The following is a 16,127-nucleotide window of genomic DNA, read 5'->3' on the forward strand; positions in this document are numbered from 1 at the left end:
GCGTCGAAGAGACTATCGTTTTACGTGGCCACAACTTCTTATCCCTCCTTTTTGCATTTCTATTTAGATTTTTACCAGAGGAATCTATGAAACCTCTCTACTTGAAGGGATTCTGTTTCCTTAATCTGTCCTATATTATGGACATATCCAGGCCCTGGTCATCTGCGACAGCTGGGACTGTTTCTAACAGTTACTTTTTCTTTCCATGGCTTTATTTCCTGGACCTTATGGATTCTTTCACATATATCAGCGATTCTTTGATACTCTGCGTCCGTCTTATCCAGTATTGCAAGCAATTCCTTAAAATACTCGGACGCTTCTTTACAGCCCTTTGGTTCGGACAGCCATTGATATGTCTCATGTATCCGGTCCTGCGGTGTTTTTTTTACTTCATCTTCGTCCGTAAGCCCAAATGGTCCAAGGTCCATCACAAGGCTGCTTACATCCTCTGCCAATCGCAGGATATCTTCCATTGCTTCTTTCTCCATGTGTTTATCCTTTCTCACGATTACAGATTGGATTTCTTTGTTTTACCGCGCTGTGCTACTATCTTTCTAATCTCCTGGCGCATTTTCTTTGTGTTATTACTGGGTAAAGCAAATATTGCCGCCTCCTCCACTGTCAGATTATCGTACAGAAACGCCCTTTTTATGGTCCGCATCTGGTAACAATCAAATTCTTCTTTCGCATAAAATGCCACCTGTTCATAGGCAAGCCCATAGCGAAAACCCGACAGGATTTCTTCAATCTGCTCTTCATCAAACCGGTTATCTGTTGCCAGTTCCATTTCCTGTATGCTTCTGCCAGTATAAAACCCATAAAACACTAAATCCATTTGTCTGTAATCGTGTTTTCCATCTGCCACAATCTGAATTTTCTGGATTTCCAGTTTCCGTTCCAGTGCCCCAGCTATTGACCTGATTTCCTCCGGGCCGTCTGAATCATGTACAAGACCGATAAGGTTGTCAAAATTTACACCCATCAAATACGCTTTGCGCAAAGCATTTATTTTATTTCTATATCCTCCAACCTCCATAATCTTCTTTACCGTTTCATAGGGTATCTGATCAGAATTTAACGCTTCCTCCGCTAGATACAGGTTGTCTTTTGACAAGAAGATTTCATTTTTCAGGGTATCCAAAGTTTTGTTTTTATCGTACATGCCACTTCATTCCTTCCTAATAACAAAAAGAGGAAGATCTCTGCGTCTCCCTCTTTGGTAACTGTTTATTTATTTTTACTTTATTTTTTAATCTAGTCTCTGTGGTGCGATATGCCAGTCCGTCCACAAATTACCGCTGATTGTCAGATTATCGGTCAGGTTTAGTGATAACATTCCTGCTGGTGTCCAGGCATCTATTAACCATGTATAGGGTGTATATTTGCCATCTGGCATCCATATCGGAGTGAAATGTGTCCTCCGCTTAAATGTACTGTATTGATTTTTTTTGAACTCAAATTCGGAATGATACCCACCCGACATCCGCTCCAATAAACGCCAGTATTTCTTGTATTGAAACTCCGGAAAATACGTCACGGCATTTTGGGCTCCAGTCACGGCACTGGACTGATTCGTGCTCACAGAACTGTTCACATATTCGTTAAATCCGTATCCGCTTTTTAATGTTTTGCCATGGGCCGTAGGGGATTTATCATCTGGCTGGACGCGCATTGTTGCGTTCAAACTTGCATGATATCTATCAATATTGAACTTCCACCAGCCATGATCACACCAGTATCCATCATCATCATCGTCACCACTATGCCATACCCAGTAAGAATACCAGTATGGTCGCCAAATACTCCAATCAGCGGACGTTTGCTGACTCTTTGATGGAACTGCCGGCCTCGCATAACTGTCATTACGGTCATCTGCAACTGGATTCGGCGGTGGATTCTTGTCCAGGTTTACTATCTTAACCCGTATAGTCCCTTTGTCTGTACGGCCACCACCTCTTACTGTTACTGGAATTTCCATAGTCTGCTCTGTAGATGGTGTTGTCCACCGAACCCAGGCAAGCTGACTTCCTCCCTCGGGATAATATACGCTGTCCACCTTATAATTTCTCCCTTGTATTTTAAATGTCACAGATACCTTATGGTCCGGATCACTTTGACCGCCACTCACGCGGATACTGGTGATAACCTCCGTGTTAGTGCGGTATTCATAATCAAAAGTCGTAACCTCCGGTGATGGTTCTGGCAACTCCCCATTAAAACGTATGATTCCAAGTCCCAACGAAGTTTTGATTTCCTGATGTGAACGCAATCCGGTAGTTGGACCGTTCCACGCAGGATATCCTAAATCAGATTTTTCGAGAAACATTGCAAGGGGCAGATTTTGAAAGGTAACTGAACGTAACCAGGAATATACCACCCCGCCTGCAACCTCATCATATAAAGCCGCTTCCGTTGCTGTCATAGCAACTCTTACTCCCTGCAATGTCACATACGCAATCGGCTCTATCATAATTCTGTACTCGCCGCTGATAAGTATATCAAAATCTATTCCCATATAACCTGCTATCCCACGTATCGTCTGCTCGTCCGTAAAGTACCGCTTTATTTCCGCAATACTTGATGGTCCCAGACTTTGTGAACTTATAATTATAGGAAGTCTCTGTGCTGGTCTTATGTACTGGTATCTTGAACCGGATATACCAATTCCATGACCTGATGTATAAGACATCTTGCTCACCTTTCCAAAATGAAGCCTAATATCAGATGGGCTTTTATTGGTAAGGTCAATAGGCGTGCCTACTACTTTATGGTCACTTGTACTTATCACCGATACACGTACCCCTTCATCACCTGGGGACCAAAAATTTTGCGAAGAACCTTGTCCCATGCTGCCGCCTCCGCCGTCCACATTACCTTCCCCTGCCGCATACGCTGGAACCGACATGATCAAAAAACACAGGCTGAACAGTACAATCCTTGTCAGCCAACTTATTCTGCTTTTCAAATTCCCAAATGTTCTCCTTTCCAATGAAAAAGCACAGCCATAAATAGCTGTGCCGAACGATAAAATTTATATCTTTGATTTCTCTCTATGCTTAGCAGGAGGGCGCTACAATTCATAGCCTTTCTGTCATGCATCTATTTAACCAACCTATTGATAATTAATCCATTATCCCAATTTTATTACCGTTTTCATAAATGTTACTGTCTTCAATGCCTTCCCCTTCCCCAATGTCATCAATCCATCCAAAGCCTGGGGCATATATTTTTCCTTCCTGTGACTCACCTTCTGGTGCGGCTCCAGGAACCGTGTCTGTCTCCGGCTGTTTTACTTCATCATGGTTTTCCGGAACCGGCGTGCCCTGCACGCTCTCCCCATCTGGTTTCTGATTAGGATTTTTTAATACTTCTGGATCTGGTTCTTCCGGTTTAGTCACTCTGGGCTGAATATTCTGTACAGGCTGCCCGTTGTCCTTATTTCCCTCTTTTTCCTCCTCTGATTCTTTCTGCTCCTCCGTAGTCTCCGGTTCTTTCTTCGATTCCTCTTCTTTACTTTCAGTCTCTTTTGACTTCTTGTCTAATTCGGACTTTTTGATTTCCGGTTTCACTTCTATTTCTGTAGACTGGCTCTCTGCTAATTTATCCTTTGTTTTTGCTGGCTTTCTGAAATTACTTGCAATCATCACTGCAAGAATAACACAACACACCACGCAACCCGCAATAATCATACCTTTTTTCACTTTATCATTCATATAGTTCTCCTTCCTGGTTCACATTCTGTCGCATCAAACATACTACATTTTTCCAATTCTGTCTATTGAATTCTAAAACACTTCTATATATCCAGCCTGCACTTTTAGCCTGATTTTCATTTCAGGTAGACGTTTTCCCGCAAACTGGACCGGTACTTTTAATGTTACGATTGCATCAATTTCAAATCTCTGTTCATTTTCCGGTGTTCCAGGTGCAAGCGGCGCATTACGTGCAGTAACACTTAAATCCGATATGCTATATTCCAGAACCCCACCTGTATATTTTACATGCCGCCCGGATTCAACTTTTGTTCCAAGGATTTTATCCATTTTTGACAGCACATTTCCTTTATCTACACTATACTTAAAACCTCCATTATTGGGCTGATATCCTCCACTGTATCCTTCCCTGACACCGTGATAAACGTTTGCATAATTATCATTTACAGTTATCATGATAGCCTCCTGTGCCGCGTCCCTTACGCCATTGGCTATGATCTTTAGCCGATAAAACTCCAAAAATCCGCACATTATTAACATCAATACCAATGTAACCGCAATCACAAATGGGAAAGAGGAACCACGCCTATCTTTTAAACAGCAAATCAGGCGCTTCATTTATGATATACCTCACTCTTTCCTGTAGCACTAGCCCTTAAGGTAATTGGAAAGGAACCAAAATTCCCAAATAACCCAAGGTCCCGCTGCAACGTCAATTTTACAGTAATCTCCTGATTTAGTTGGATATTACCCTTTTTTGACCACTCAACTTTAGGATTTAGTCCGGTCCTTTCTCGTAATACCTGTTCCCGCCTAGTGGTCTCAGTTCCGACTCTGCCACTCATTTCAGCCTCACGGCACAATTCCACAGCAAATGTATCTAACTGATTCTTAGCCAAAAAAACCGGAAATACGCTGACCGCCAATGCAATCACCAGCATGGCACACAATACCAGTACGCATATGTCTATATATCCCTCTCCACGATTAGTTTTTAATATTTTTTTCAAGTTCCTTGACCTCCTTTCATTTGGAGCTAGAACATACCTCCTAATGACTTAATGATTTCAAACACGATAATCGCAAGGTAAGTCAATAAGAAGCACATAAGCATGAGAAACGAAAAAACCCTGATTTTAGGCGGTATTTTCTGGGCCTCACTTTTTAATTTCTGTAATTCAAGCTGTTTAAAATCATGAGCAAGCATCTGGAAATATACCACGCTGTTATCTCCACGCAAAACCCCAATCAGTCCTCTGACAACATCAGACAACATTGGAGAGTTTAACCGTGCTTCAAATCGAGTAAGTGCCGCCTCATAACTGGAGGATCTCATGTCTGCCACAAGTACACCTAGCTCCTCCCCAAATTCCGCACCGGCATTTTTTCTAAAATTCTCTACCATTGAAAGCACATCACGGTTATTCTGCAGCTCCTGTTCAAGATTAGCAACAAAACGTGGCAGTTCGTCTTCAATTGACTTTCTTTTCGTCTTTAACATCTCGTCTGCGCGCTGAATTTCCTTAAAGTAAACCATGACAGCAAGAAACACAATAACAGGTGTTAGGAGCGGAAAAAGAAACAAACACGGAATAATGCCAGCCATCAGTAAACCAGCTTTTGTAAGTGCATACGCCTGATATACTTCCGGTGTCATATTAATCCCTGTTGCTTTCAGCACATTTTTCATTCGGCTTTTCCGATATTCGTCCATTCGGATTACATGAGACAATCTCATGGCTCCTTGCAGTAAAAACGTATCTAACGCCGCCGACCCTTTTTTACTATTTCTTCCCCTGTCCAGTAATGCCTTTTCTGTCTTCATATATGGCATTTTTAACAAATCCGCTGCCAGGAAGAACATTCCCAGAAAGAGAAATCCTCCAAATAATAACAGTAATAACACTGACATCTCCCTACCTCCTGTATTCTATCGGTTTTGTCAGCCTGACAACGACCGCAGTAGAGACAAAGATGATTGCCGCAGTAATGGCAAGTATCACCTGTCCCATTGGTGTGTGCATCAAAGTGTCATACCAGCTCTTGTTGAGAAAATAAAGCAGCGGGATATTACCAATCACAAAGATTGCCATCGTGATAAATTCTTTCCTCGGCTCCACAATCAAATATTCCAGTTCAGCATTGACGATACGGATATCGCTTAATTTTGTTACGATTGGTGTCAATGTTGTCTTCAAACTCCGATCATACTGACAATCACACAGGGCATCGCACCATTCGCGGAATACATCATTATCAATTTTCTCCCTCAACTCCTTTAGTGCTTCATGAACATCCGGATTTACTAAGTTGATCCGCACAATAAAATCCTGGAATACCCTCTGGACTGGCGGATTCAAATACTGAATATTTTCCTCTATCGCAGTTAGAATGTCCTCCGTCCGCAGATAGCCCGTCGTAATAACGCTTAATGCTGTCTCCAGCTCTGCGGCTACATTTTTTTTGTAATTACTGGCTGACAGAATTACATACCAAAAAGGGAAGAACATAAATCCAACAGCCATCACCGGAGCCAGAAAAAAATTTCCAATCATGATGGCAACCGAGGCCCCCACAGCAAACAACACCAGGGCGGCAGCACAAATAACCGAAAATTGCTTTTCCCTACCCGTCATTTTAAGTACCTGCTGTGCCTCAATGATTGCCTTTTTCAGAAATCTTGCTTTTTTCCTTTTTGTTACTGTATGGATTTCATTCCGAATATTCTCAGGTTCTTTTGCCAGAAAGCCGAACAGTCCATCTGTAAATTCTATTGGTCGAATCCCCAAAAGAAGAAATCCACCCACTATCATACCAAGGCATGCAAGAAGCTGTATACTTGTCAAGATTCCTCTCCTCCCTCTCCCTTTGAACGGAACCGGTTAAGTGTCTCCATTGGCATCCCATTCTCCAGCAAACGCTTATAAAGCCCATCCGAAATGGAATTCATTACCCTGTGTTTCCCATTAACCACAAAATAATCTCCTTCCAACTGGTTCTCCATGATCTCGTACTGATACAGTGGACGATATCTCCGTGTACCGTCAGGCTTTATCTCGCATTCCATAATCTCCATGATTACCCTCTGCCGGTTTTCCAACTGCTTACAAAAGACTATGATAGGGTATGCTTCGGTCACATATCCCATCAATGTCTCGTCCGACATATCCACGGCACGCTTACACAAGGACACCATACGGCGGTATGTAGCCTCACACGAATTGGAATGGATGGTTGTAACCACCGCCACACCAGTTCTTGCAGCTTCCTGGGCGGCGTTTGCTTCCGCCCCTCTCATTTCTCCGACCACCAGAATATCAGGATTAAATCGAAGCGCAATATCCAAAAGGGCAATCTGGTCAATTCGCTGCCGGTCATTCTCACTGTCTCTTGTAAGAGTGTGGACAACGGAATTTAACACTTTTCCACTTTCCTCCCTTATTAGATCAAGTTCACGGCTACCATTTTCAATAGTAAAAATTCTTTTCCGGTCAGGGATTGTAGTAAGCAACCAGCCGGCCACCGTTGTTTTTCCGGAACTTGTAGCACCTGCAACACACACCGAAATTCCATACCGAATACATTCACTCAAAAAGTCTAACATCTCTCCCGTGGCAGTTCCACCAGAAATAAAATCCTCCTTTTTCATACTCTGGGGATTTACGATTCGGATTGAAGCGGCAAGACCTACCTCTTCATCTACAACTGGAGTTTTTAACACCGCTATACGGATATTTTTAGCCAGTGTTCCAGTCACCACAGGACTTGCATCATCAAGGATAGTTCCTGAAACATGGAGCATCCTGCGGATCACATTAATAGCATGAGAAGGGCTGTCAAAATGTTCTTCCAACTTTTCAGTCCCACCACCGCTGTACTGGATCTCAATATCCTTCCAGCTATTAATGTCTATTTCTTCCACTCCCTCTCCAAAAATGTACTTTGTTAGAAAAGAAAACTCCGCCATTTCCGTGTATAGGTTGTCAACAAGTTCCTGATTTGACATTCCCTGAACTGCAACCCGGTTTTCCTGAACATATTTAGTAATGTAACGCTTCATCTGCCTTTTTACATCATCATTATTTCCATCAGTCAAAAGGGAGCTGTAACGGCTGGCAATGTGTTCCTGTACCTCCTGTAGCACCGTTGCAAAATCTTTCCCCTCCACGGCTGCAAAAAAGAGGTCATCTGCACTCTTACTCACCACTTCTACCGGCTCTCTTGCAACCGGCTCCACTGGGGCTGCCTGTGTTGGCATAAGTTCCTGCATCCGCGAACCCCACTCTGAATTTTTTCCCTCATTAAATACTCCTCGCGTCTTTCTTTCCCCTAACATCCATATACCTCCTTAACAATCTTATCTATTTCATTTTTAAAACCACGGCTTTTTTTCCCCTCCAGACCAATCAACAAATTCCCAGCCATCCCCTGTTCCGTAACTTCGGATGCAGACGGAATCTGAAAACTTACTTTTCCAAGCACCTGTTCCATATGGTTAATGGCTTCCTGCCCCTTTATGTTGTTGATCGTTTTTAAATGCCTCTCTATTCTCCATTTTGGTTCCTGAAGTAACGGTAACTGACTTGCCAGGTAACTGATAGATTTAAGGTCGCAATTTACTATCTGCAGAACAGCATCTGCTTCCATTAGAGAAACTGCCGATAAAATATCGTTAGATATATAACTGCTACAGTCAATAATAATGTATGAGGACAATTCCCGCAGCCCTGTAAGAAATTCCAAAGCCTGTTCCGCTTCATAGGGGGCATAGCTGTATTCATTTTCCCCTCTTAACATGCCAAGCATTGCCAGATACTTTATTTTTTTGTGGACAATACAGTTTTCTTCTATAAGCCCTTTTGTAACATGTGGCGCTGCCAGTACATTGCCAAGGGACCATATGTTTTCTAACTCGTCCATTGGACAGATACAAGGCATCATGGGTAAAGTCATATCGGACAGCACAAGAATTACATTTTTCTTCTTTTCCGCTAAGTGTTTTGCAATCTTCACAGAAACCGTAGTCTTTCCGCATCCAGGGCTACCCCAGACAGCCAGTATCTGGGCCTGATGTTTTCCCACCTCATGCACTTCCTCGCTCTCAGGCTGATTTGCGCGCTTTTTGATTTTAAAGTTCAGCATTTATTCTGCACTCCCTTCTATCTGTTCCTCGGGCTGTCCAGTTTCCGCTTCCGCCGCCTCCGTTTCCGGCGGGTAAAGTTCCTGCAAAGCATGTTCCTGCTCTGTAATAAACTTTGCTGCATTTTCTTTTGTTCCCCTGTATACAAGAGATATGTGCAGGTTCCCGTCCTTCTCCATCATGGCGAGTATCCTGCTCTGTTCCGGTGTTGCCAAGAGTGTCACCGTACTGGGCAGTTCCTTTTCCTCCGGGTCTTCTTCTCCTGTATTGGCATCGTAGCCACTGCCTGCAGTTACAGCAATAACTTCGACATATTTGAGTTCGGGAGGAATCACTGTTTCGCCTTGCTTCTGGTAGTCCGGTGCAATCACAGATACAATATCACCAGATTTGAGTTTTCCGGATAACCCCGTTGCAAAAGATTTGACCGACACGGATATTGCCTGTTTCTCTCCTGATAAATTATATAAGTAGGCATTCTCCGCAGCCGGTTCGTCTGCGACCTTGCTATTAATGATATAATCGCCTGGAGCCATATCTGCAGATGCATATTTCCCAATGACATTTTCTTTATTTTTCATGACTTCAGACGGCAGATTTAAACTTCCCACCTCAACAGTCCTGACCATATCGCCAGTGATTTTATCCCCGATTTTTATATCCTTTACCACCCGCACGATTTCTACCTTTTTACTGACCTCTTTATTAAATAAAGGGGTAACTCCGAAGCAAATGAGCAGTGATACCACAATGCATATTACTCCAAGCACGGTACGGCTTTTTAATATTTTCATACTTATTATCCATTCCTTTCAATCAAATCAAAATTATCGTTTTAAATGCGGCAGGGAATACCTGCCGCCGTGATTACCTCACTAAGTATCTCTTTTTCCTCCGGCATCTGTAAAATGCCAGGACAGCACCCACAAAGGTAATTGGAGCCGCTACACAAATACAATAAAATGCTTTTCTTTTCATTCCATCCTCCTATCCAATCAAATACCCCGCTGCACACCCAGCCGATAAAAAGGGTACTAACGGCACTGCGATAACCTGGGTTTTCTTACATATTTTCAAAAACACAGAATAAGCAAGTACCAGTAATAATCCCAAAATAGTTGCAAAAATCCCTGCTGGAAGTCCCAGGACAAGTCCTGCGGCTGCCATCAGTTTGATATCACCGCCCCCCATTCCTCCGCAAAAAACTGCTGCAAGAAGAAATGGGAGTGCGCTGAAAATCCCCCATAACTGTTCTGGACGAAAAGAAATAGCGGCGGTTAATGCAATTAGCATACATAACAGATCCGGCACGATTCTCTTCTTTAAGTCCGTGACAGATGCCAGCAAAAGCAACAGCAAAAATACAATTGTTTGAACTGCCTTTCTATCCAGCATAGTTAAACATTTCAGTAATACGCCGTGTTAATGTTGGCAGCACTGTATCACCAAACAGTGCATACAGCCCTGCCAGAAGCAGCGCTCCAATCACAACAGCCATTAAAATTTTGATGGCCGTATCAACGAACCCCTCCGCCTTATTGTTGTTAATAGCCGCTTTTACCTTCATTACCTTAGCGATCAGATAGTTTCTCATCTTTGTTTTCATTTACATACCTCCTACTGGTTTTCTAATTTAATTGATTTTCAAAAATAAAAACGGACTGAAGATCAGCCCATTCCATGTGTTTTTCTTAATACCCGCGCCATCATACTCTCAGCGGACTGCCCTGTTATTTTTACTCTTGATCGGGGCATTAACAAATTCCTGCAAGCCATGACCGCACGGTACGTACTGCCTGCGGTTTTCTTCACATAGAAAAATATCATATTTCTTGCCGCCGGCAGCTTTATAAAAAGCTTCATAATCATATGCATATTTTCTCCATGGTTCATCAGTGGATGTCATCCCTAGTTCCCGGTCATCCCGCAGTTTGCATGCGCGTTCCATAAAATCGCCATCTTTATCCTCAAATGTCCTTAATGGATAAAAATGATATCCACCATACTCAAAACTTTTTTTATCCAACGGTTTCCCCTTTTCTGCTAAAGTTCAGTAACCCACTCAAGTCATTTCCCTTACGATTTAGGTTCGTCACGAATCCGGTTCATCTTCACGCCCTTCCTGCCTGTCAGCATATATTTAAAGGAACTTTCATTTCCACTTCTTTATTTCATCATCCGTTATGTAATCGCAGATTACAGCAATCATCCTTATTTGGATTGAAGTTATCTCTCCAATACTCATAATGTTCTGTTACATCTTCGCAAACTGTTATCTCCGGTATCCTGATCTTCTTGATGATTTCCATCTTTTTTTCCAGTGGTAAGTGGCAGTATCCTCCTTGTTTTAACCTGTACCCACTGAAATCAACATCGTGCAGCCAGCTCTTGATCCAGCTATTGACACGCAAAAATTCCACAACACAGCGATTGATCCCTAATGAATTTAGGCTGTCAAAGTCCATGAAATCCTCAATCAAGGGGCTTAACCGGATTGACACATCATATCCCGCAGATTGCAATTTTTTTATTGCCTCTACTCTTTTTGATGGGATACTTGCTTTTTCATAGGTCAAAGCCTTGTTATCATCTAAAGTCGTGACCGTGATTTGTATATGGGCCAGATCCTTGTCCAAAATTTCCAGATATTCGGGCTGTGCGATCAAATGGGATTTTGTTACAATCAGATATCCAACACCACACCGGTTCATTTCACAGATTGTCTCATAAGTCACATGATGTTCCGCTTCAAAAGGCTGAAAGCAGTCTGTCATTCCACCCATGCGCAGGATGGTTCCCGGAGGTATCTTCCGAATCTTCCTCTTAATCTTATCAATATCTGCGATGCTCGGCGCTGATGGGTTCCAAAATCCACGAAAAGACAGAAGTGACCGTGCATAACAATAATCACAATCGTGCTGACAGCCACATCCATACGTATCCAGTCGTACACTGTATTTGCATTTGTCTCCTTCGTTACCTCTTACTTTTTTGTAAAAACTCTTATATTCGCTTCCTATTCCTCCTCTTCTTTTCAATTGGTTGGTCAACTTATTAATCTTTGGAAATGGTTCCCTTTATTGCGGAGTGTAGTACCGCCCTACAATCTCCTGGTAAAGCATCCAGACATGTTCTTTACACTACCCCGCTTCATTTATTTTTCATTATAAGTACCAAGAAAAGCGCAAAAAAAAGCAGGCTGACGAATCAGCCTACCACAGTGATACTCATTATTCACTATTACTTTAACATTTCTTCCATATCCGCTAAATCGGGAAGAATCAACTGGCATTCGCAATCACCATAAATTGCTTCTCCACATACCGGACATTCCTCTATATCACAGCCCAAATGGTGAAAACTCCCAAATGGCGCAAAACAATCTGGGCAGATATCATCTTCGCCAAATACATCCTCAAACCTTTTCTCTGCACCAAAAATGATACGCGGGTAACTCTTTCCATTACAATTGCATATCCCTATTTTACAACCCACATGTTCCAGCATTTCTCCGCCACAAATTTTACAAATAGCCATAATTGTACTCTCCTTGACTTATTAGGAAGGGGTTCCCATGTCTACTAAAAGCATGAAAATATGAAATACAAATAAAAACATACAGCCTATCACTTTGACACTAAATGATACAACTTTTAATATTGCATACGCAATTCCAAGTAATAATTTTCCTATAAATTTTATCATAGCACATAATATGGTCATATTCAATCTTCTCCTTCGTCTTCAAATCCAGTGAATGAACTATAGAAATTAAGCAGATTAAAATCCTTTTCTGTCGCCTGGTTCGCCGTCTCCGCTGATCGTTCACTCTCACTTTGGGGTTCCTGTTCCTCTTTTGCTTTCGTGTCACTTCCAGTAACTGCAGGAATAGTAGTCGTCTGCACTGATCTCAGTACGTCTTCCAATGCACGTTTTGTCAGTTCACGGAAGTATTCCTCTTGCTCTCTTATGTTTGAGAGGATACTTTCCAATTTCTCATATTCAGCCTTCTGCTTCAGATACTCTGAATAATAGATTACCGCCTCGGCAATATAGTCATTTTGAGAAGTAAACAGCTCCCGGTTGTACTCTTCCAGACAGGTAAGTGCCTGGAAATGTACCGGGTTATTTTTATAAAGCCGAAGCGTTGTAACATATTTATCGTCCATTTATGGCCTCCTTAACCGGCCATATTCTGCCTGGCCTTCCATATGCTCTTTAAAGTTTCTTCATATCCTCTTGCATTTGCATGTATATCCGGAATACAGATTACGTCCTTACCCTCGTTATCACCAAAATTCTGCATGATTGCGGCTCCTCCACCCATAAAGATTATTTTTTCCAAATGCAGATTGTATCCGTGCTTTTTTATCAAGCTATAGATGTATTCCGTATATTGGTTCAATGCCTTTCGGATTACACGAAGATAGGCTTCGTCACCCGCATATGTACCTGTCCGCATTATCGTTTCAATGATATATGGTTTGGCTTTTTCCCCAAACTCAGCCATTAATGCCTCATTTACATTGGATATACACTTTATTGTACCATTATTATCTATAATAGGCTGTGCTCCACTGGGTCGCATATTTTCTATTGGAACTCCATCAACGGTTCCTCCTCCTATATCTACCAGAAGGCAGGATTTTCCCTGTGTCTCTGCCAATATATCTGTGATTGCTGCAAACCCCTGCATATATACGCTCACGCCTTCCAGAAAGACATTGAACCCTTCTCCCTGATAACGAAAAGATAACTCCCTTTCCCTGCCCAAGTATTTCCTGAATGCTTTCATTTGCGATTCATACCACCTCGGTGGTAATCCTGTAGCCAGCCTGACCGCCGCCTGATTCTTTCCTCTGGCTTTCAATTCAGCGGCAAGTGATGCCAATGTGAGAATGTAGTAATCATCGTCCACTGTTTTATCAACTTTTGTATCCACATCTTCCCTACTGCCACCGATTGAGTAATACTTACCTTTAAACTCCAAAATCTGATTTAGATTACTGGGCTTCACCTTATTCTGTGTTACTGTAGACAAAAATGCGGTATTCGCCGTTTTCATCTGTCTGTTACCATGGTCGATTCCAAGTATTTCTCTATCCATAATGACTGTCTCCTCCTTATGTTTAATATTCTCCAGAATGTTCCAAAAGTTCGACTTCTTCAACCGCTTCTCCGAAACCCTCATCATCTTCCCAATCTGGTTCATGTTGCTTTAATATAATAACAAGATTTCCCTTGTCATTATTCTCAAAACCCACATAGCAATCTTCTGATTCTTTTCCTAACTGTAATAACTCCATGATTTGGTCAATCTTATACATTTTCATCGTTTCTACCTCCTCTATATGTCATAACGCAGTTTAACGGCTTCCAGAAAATATTTTGCATATGGGCAATCAAAGATTTCTTCAACAGCATAATCTGAACTGTCTTCCCCTATATGATATCCTTCTATTGAATCGTCCCGTTTTACTTCCTGCGAAAATCCAGTATAGAGGTTAATCGCCAGCCGTGTTACCTTCACAGAAGCAGATGTCTGCCACCCAGCGAATAAAACCAACGGATTCACCTGAAAAGTTCTTTGATCCACAATATTTGAAAAAGCTGCCCTTGTCTTGTCACAGATACCAAGAGTATATATCATAGCAATTTCTTCACTGTCCCTGCGTGAATTTGGAAGTTCCCGCACCTTTTCATAAAAGAAACGCTCATGTGCTTCATCGGCAAATACTATGTCCATTACCTCCAGCTTGTTAATATCAAACATATTTTCCTCCACTTCTTATTTGGCAGTTATAATTCCTGCAGGATAGATTCAATATTCTCGTTAAATATCTTTTGCAAGACTAAAATGACTTTGTAGGACGGCTTTTGTTGCCCGTATTCAATTCTCTGATATGTGCGGAGACTGATATCCAGCTTGTCCGCCAATTCCCACTGTGTCAAATTCTTCTCTATGCGTAATTGTCTAACCCTAGTAACTGCTCATCACCCCCTTTGCTCATGCATATTGAGGGGAGATGTCACCATTCATCACCACTTGATTCATAACGGAATTACTTAATGTGAATGTCGCATTATATAAGGCGGTTAGCAACACTGCACGCATATTCCTGATTTTTGTTTTCGTCTCTGACAGGTTATTTAAAATAAACTGTATTCTAAACATATCTAATTTCCAAAACACCGATTTAACAATGGCTGTTGGTTTTTCTTCCTGGTTAATACGAATCGTATCCTTCGTTGAAGTCAGTACGTCAACTGCAATTCCCACAATTTCATCCAGACGATCAATATCAAAGGGACGATCAATACATAACGCATCGTATCCAATCTTTTCTCTAAATGCCTGTAACGTTTTTTGATAGGACTGGACTGGATTGGTATAATCTGTCGTTGAAATATCTGTGTTAATATCTGTATTTGTCTGCCTGTTACCAGATAGTGCTGTACCTTCTGAAAAGTGGCACCTGCTATTTTGCGGCGTGGCAGGTATCTCTTTTTTGGGTGATACCCTCTCTCTTTTTGGGGAGACAGCTCCCTCACCAATGACTGCCATCTCACTATTATTCACAGTAAAGCACTGTCCTTCAACGATTTCCTCTACAATGTCTTCCCCCCTGTCTCCCATAGAAGGGATAGGGGCATCATAACAGTGCGGATACGTTAATTCTTTCAATTTCTCAACAATCAACTCAATATACAGTACATTATTTACAACAAGTCCATTCAAGTTTATTGTCCTGAATACTCTTTTTATTACGCCTAATTTCTCCAAAAAGATGATTGCATTAGTAGCTTCTTTTTTACTCAATCCAAACTGTTCCGCAATCTGTTGATAACTTCTCTGGAGTAAATCAGCTTTAAATTTTTTACGAATTGCAATGATCTGTCCAGTGCTTTCGTCCCTCAATTCAGTAGGACGATACCAATAGACAATATCTGATAATATAACGATTGCAGCCAAATGCGGTTTTCCCGTCTCTTTAACAATCGTCTTATACCATGCTTGTGGTGTAATGTTGCCGGTAATACTGATTTCGGCACTTGCATCTACGATTCGATTTCCTGTCGTATACTCTCGCATCACGCTCACCTGCCCTTCTTTTCAAGAGAAGTACAGATGGTGCGTAATCTTTCGTCTGATTTCTTTGCTGTCACAGCCAACGAAATACTTACGACCATTGGCAACACTATCAAAAAAATAATCACAATAAATAGTATCTGCATACCCTTTTCCTCCTAAAATGCATAAGAGGACTAAGGTC

At 41.8% G+C, this 16,127-nt stretch carries 22 protein-coding genes; all 22 read right to left on the reverse strand.

Going from position 1 to position 16,127, the window contains the following annotated elements; genetic code table 11:
* Positions 1-158: 158 nt before the first annotated feature.
* The 22 genes from M1L66_RS19635 to M1L66_RS19740 all read right to left on the reverse strand — a co-directional run bounded on the left by M1L66_RS19635 (position 159) and on the right by M1L66_RS19740 (position 15,946).
* Positions 159-488 carry a hypothetical protein gene (locus tag M1L66_RS19635; RefSeq protein WP_006567823.1) on the reverse strand — a complete coding sequence of 110 codons (330 nt, stop codon included), beginning with the start codon at positions 486-488 and terminating at the stop codon, positions 159-161.
* 20 nt (positions 489-508) lie between these two features.
* On the reverse strand, positions 509-1,162 hold the full coding sequence (locus M1L66_RS19640; protein WP_006567824.1) for a hypothetical protein: 654 nt from the start codon (positions 1,160-1,162) through the stop codon (positions 509-511).
* Positions 1,163-1,249: 87 nt separating this feature from the next.
* On the reverse strand, positions 1,250-2,905 hold the full coding sequence (locus tag M1L66_RS19645) for a hypothetical protein (protein WP_006567825.1): 1,656 nt from the start codon (positions 2,903-2,905) through the stop codon (positions 1,250-1,252).
* 217 nt (positions 2,906-3,122) lie between these two features.
* Positions 3,123-3,713, reverse strand: coding sequence for a DUF6550 family protein (locus M1L66_RS19650; RefSeq protein ID WP_006567827.1), 591 nt, complete (start codon positions 3,711-3,713; stop codon positions 3,123-3,125).
* Positions 3,714-3,785: 72 nt separating this feature from the next.
* Positions 3,786-4,169 (reverse strand): hypothetical protein, encoded by a 384-nt coding sequence (locus tag M1L66_RS19655; protein ID WP_330367881.1) that lies wholly within the window; start codon positions 4,167-4,169, stop codon positions 3,786-3,788.
* Between the two features lie 158 nt (positions 4,170-4,327).
* Entirely contained in the window at positions 4,328-4,723 is a 396-nt protein-coding gene (locus M1L66_RS19660) for a DUF4320 family protein (RefSeq protein WP_008724714.1), read from the reverse strand.
* A 26-nt stretch (positions 4,724-4,749) separates the two neighbouring features.
* Positions 4,750-5,625, reverse strand: a complete 876-nt coding sequence (locus M1L66_RS19665) for a hypothetical protein (RefSeq protein WP_006567830.1) — start codon at positions 5,623-5,625, stop codon at positions 4,750-4,752.
* Positions 5,626-5,629: 4 nt separating this feature from the next.
* A complete protein-coding gene (locus M1L66_RS19670) occupies positions 5,630-6,559 on the reverse strand; it encodes a type II secretion system F family protein (protein ID WP_008724712.1) in 930 nt (309 codons plus the stop codon).
* Positions 6,556-7,983 (reverse strand): ATPase, T2SS/T4P/T4SS family, encoded by a 1,428-nt coding sequence (locus M1L66_RS19675; protein ID WP_432764437.1) that lies wholly within the window; start codon positions 7,981-7,983, stop codon positions 6,556-6,558. The genes M1L66_RS19670 and M1L66_RS19675 overlap by 4 nt, the downstream gene beginning before the upstream one ends.
* A gap of 59 nt (positions 7,984-8,042) precedes the next feature.
* Positions 8,043-8,855: an AAA family ATPase gene (locus tag M1L66_RS19680; RefSeq protein ID WP_006567833.1), complete on the reverse strand. Its 813-nt coding sequence runs from the start codon at positions 8,853-8,855 to the stop codon at positions 8,043-8,045.
* On the reverse strand, positions 8,856-9,647 hold the full coding sequence (gene cpaB / locus M1L66_RS19685) for a Flp pilus assembly protein CpaB (protein ID WP_006567834.1): 792 nt from the start codon (positions 9,645-9,647) through the stop codon (positions 8,856-8,858).
* A gap of 193 nt (positions 9,648-9,840) precedes the next feature.
* Positions 9,841-10,248 (reverse strand): prepilin peptidase, encoded by a 408-nt coding sequence (locus tag M1L66_RS19690; protein WP_006567835.1) that lies wholly within the window; start codon positions 10,246-10,248, stop codon positions 9,841-9,843.
* Positions 10,238-10,459: a DUF6133 family protein gene (locus M1L66_RS19695; RefSeq protein ID WP_006567836.1), complete on the reverse strand. Its 222-nt coding sequence runs from the start codon at positions 10,457-10,459 to the stop codon at positions 10,238-10,240. Before M1L66_RS19695 ends, M1L66_RS19690 begins: the two co-directional genes overlap by 11 nt.
* Before the next feature lie 108 nt (positions 10,460-10,567).
* Complete coding sequence (locus M1L66_RS19700) at positions 10,568-10,879, reverse strand: hypothetical protein (RefSeq protein WP_006567837.1); 312 nt, start codon at positions 10,877-10,879, stop codon at positions 10,568-10,570.
* 148 nt (positions 10,880-11,027) lie between these two features.
* On the reverse strand, positions 11,028-11,903 hold the full coding sequence (locus tag M1L66_RS19705; RefSeq protein ID WP_008724705.1) for an SPL family radical SAM protein: 876 nt from the start codon (positions 11,901-11,903) through the stop codon (positions 11,028-11,030).
* Positions 11,904-12,093: 190 nt separating this feature from the next.
* A complete protein-coding gene (locus M1L66_RS19710; protein ID WP_006567839.1) occupies positions 12,094-12,390 on the reverse strand; it encodes a hypothetical protein in 297 nt (98 codons plus the stop codon).
* 188 nt (positions 12,391-12,578) lie between these two features.
* On the reverse strand, positions 12,579-13,022 hold the full coding sequence (locus M1L66_RS19715) for a hypothetical protein (protein ID WP_006567841.1): 444 nt from the start codon (positions 13,020-13,022) through the stop codon (positions 12,579-12,581).
* Positions 13,023-13,033: 11 nt separating this feature from the next.
* The gene (locus tag M1L66_RS19720; RefSeq protein ID WP_006567842.1) at positions 13,034-13,960 is read right to left on the reverse strand and encodes a ParM/StbA family protein; all 927 of its coding nucleotides are present in this window, start codon (positions 13,958-13,960) and stop codon (positions 13,034-13,036) included.
* Between the two features lie 22 nt (positions 13,961-13,982).
* Complete coding sequence (locus M1L66_RS19725) at positions 13,983-14,186, reverse strand: hypothetical protein (protein ID WP_006567843.1); 204 nt, start codon at positions 14,184-14,186, stop codon at positions 13,983-13,985.
* 14 nt (positions 14,187-14,200) lie between these two features.
* Positions 14,201-14,626 (reverse strand): DUF6075 family protein, encoded by a 426-nt coding sequence (locus tag M1L66_RS19730; protein WP_180215615.1) that lies wholly within the window; start codon positions 14,624-14,626, stop codon positions 14,201-14,203.
* Positions 14,627-14,652: 26 nt separating this feature from the next.
* Complete coding sequence (locus M1L66_RS19735; protein ID WP_006567845.1) at positions 14,653-14,805, reverse strand: helix-turn-helix transcriptional regulator; 153 nt, start codon at positions 14,803-14,805, stop codon at positions 14,653-14,655.
* Positions 14,806-14,860: 55 nt separating this feature from the next.
* On the reverse strand, positions 14,861-15,946 hold the full coding sequence (locus M1L66_RS19740) for a DUF6017 domain-containing protein (protein ID WP_006567846.1): 1,086 nt from the start codon (positions 15,944-15,946) through the stop codon (positions 14,861-14,863).
* Positions 15,947-16,127: the final 181 nt, after the last annotated feature.

Source organism: Hungatella sp. SB206 (assembly GCF_051132295.1).
Classification (GTDB): Bacteria; Bacillota; Clostridia; order Lachnospirales; family Lachnospiraceae; genus Hungatella; species Hungatella effluvii.

Bases quoted from the DNA above. Each gene is read 5' to 3' on its own strand.
- M1L66_RS19740 (WP_006567846.1), bottom strand. From the start codon at position 15,946: ATGCGAGAGTATACGACAGGAAATCGAATCGTAGATGCAAGTGCCGAA.
- M1L66_RS19650 (WP_006567827.1), bottom strand. From the start codon at position 3,713: ATGAATGATAAAGTGAAAAAAGGTATGATTATTGCGGGTTGCGTGGTG.
- M1L66_RS19645 (WP_006567825.1), bottom strand. From the start codon at position 2,905: ATGTCGGTTCCAGCGTATGCGGCAGGGGAAGGTAATGTGGACGGCGGA.
- M1L66_RS19655 (WP_330367881.1), bottom strand. From the start codon at position 4,169: ATGATAACTGTAAATGATAATTATGCAAACGTTTATCACGGTGTCAGG.
- M1L66_RS19725 (WP_006567843.1), bottom strand. From the start codon at position 14,186: ATGAAAATGTATAAGATTGACCAAATCATGGAGTTATTACAGTTAGGA.
- M1L66_RS19675 (WP_432764437.1), bottom strand. From the start codon at position 7,983: ATGCAGGAACTTATGCCAACACAGGCAGCCCCAGTGGAGCCGGTTGCA.
- M1L66_RS19715 (WP_006567841.1), bottom strand. From the start codon at position 13,022: ATGGACGATAAATATGTTACAACGCTTCGGCTTTATAAAAATAACCCG.
- M1L66_RS19640 (WP_006567824.1), bottom strand. From the start codon at position 1,162: ATGTACGATAAAAACAAAACTTTGGATACCCTGAAAAATGAAATCTTC.
- M1L66_RS19720 (WP_006567842.1), bottom strand. From the start codon at position 13,960: ATGGATAGAGAAATACTTGGAATCGACCATGGTAACAGACAGATGAAA.
- M1L66_RS19635 (WP_006567823.1), bottom strand. From the start codon at position 488: ATGGAGAAAGAAGCAATGGAAGATATCCTGCGATTGGCAGAGGATGTA.
- M1L66_RS19710 (WP_006567839.1), bottom strand. From the start codon at position 12,390: ATGGCTATTTGTAAAATTTGTGGCGGAGAAATGCTGGAACATGTGGGT.
- M1L66_RS19730 (WP_180215615.1), bottom strand. From the start codon at position 14,626: ATGTTTGATATTAACAAGCTGGAGGTAATGGACATAGTATTTGCCGAT.
- M1L66_RS19695 (WP_006567836.1), bottom strand. From the start codon at position 10,459: ATGAAAACAAAGATGAGAAACTATCTGATCGCTAAGGTAATGAAGGTA.
- M1L66_RS19665 (WP_006567830.1), bottom strand. From the start codon at position 5,625: ATGTCAGTGTTATTACTGTTATTATTTGGAGGATTTCTCTTTCTGGGA.
- M1L66_RS19680 (WP_006567833.1), bottom strand. From the start codon at position 8,855: ATGCTGAACTTTAAAATCAAAAAGCGCGCAAATCAGCCTGAGAGCGAG.
- M1L66_RS19690 (WP_006567835.1), bottom strand. From the start codon at position 10,248: ATGCTGGATAGAAAGGCAGTTCAAACAATTGTATTTTTGCTGTTGCTT.
- cpaB (WP_006567834.1), bottom strand. From the start codon at position 9,647: ATGAAAATATTAAAAAGCCGTACCGTGCTTGGAGTAATATGCATTGTG.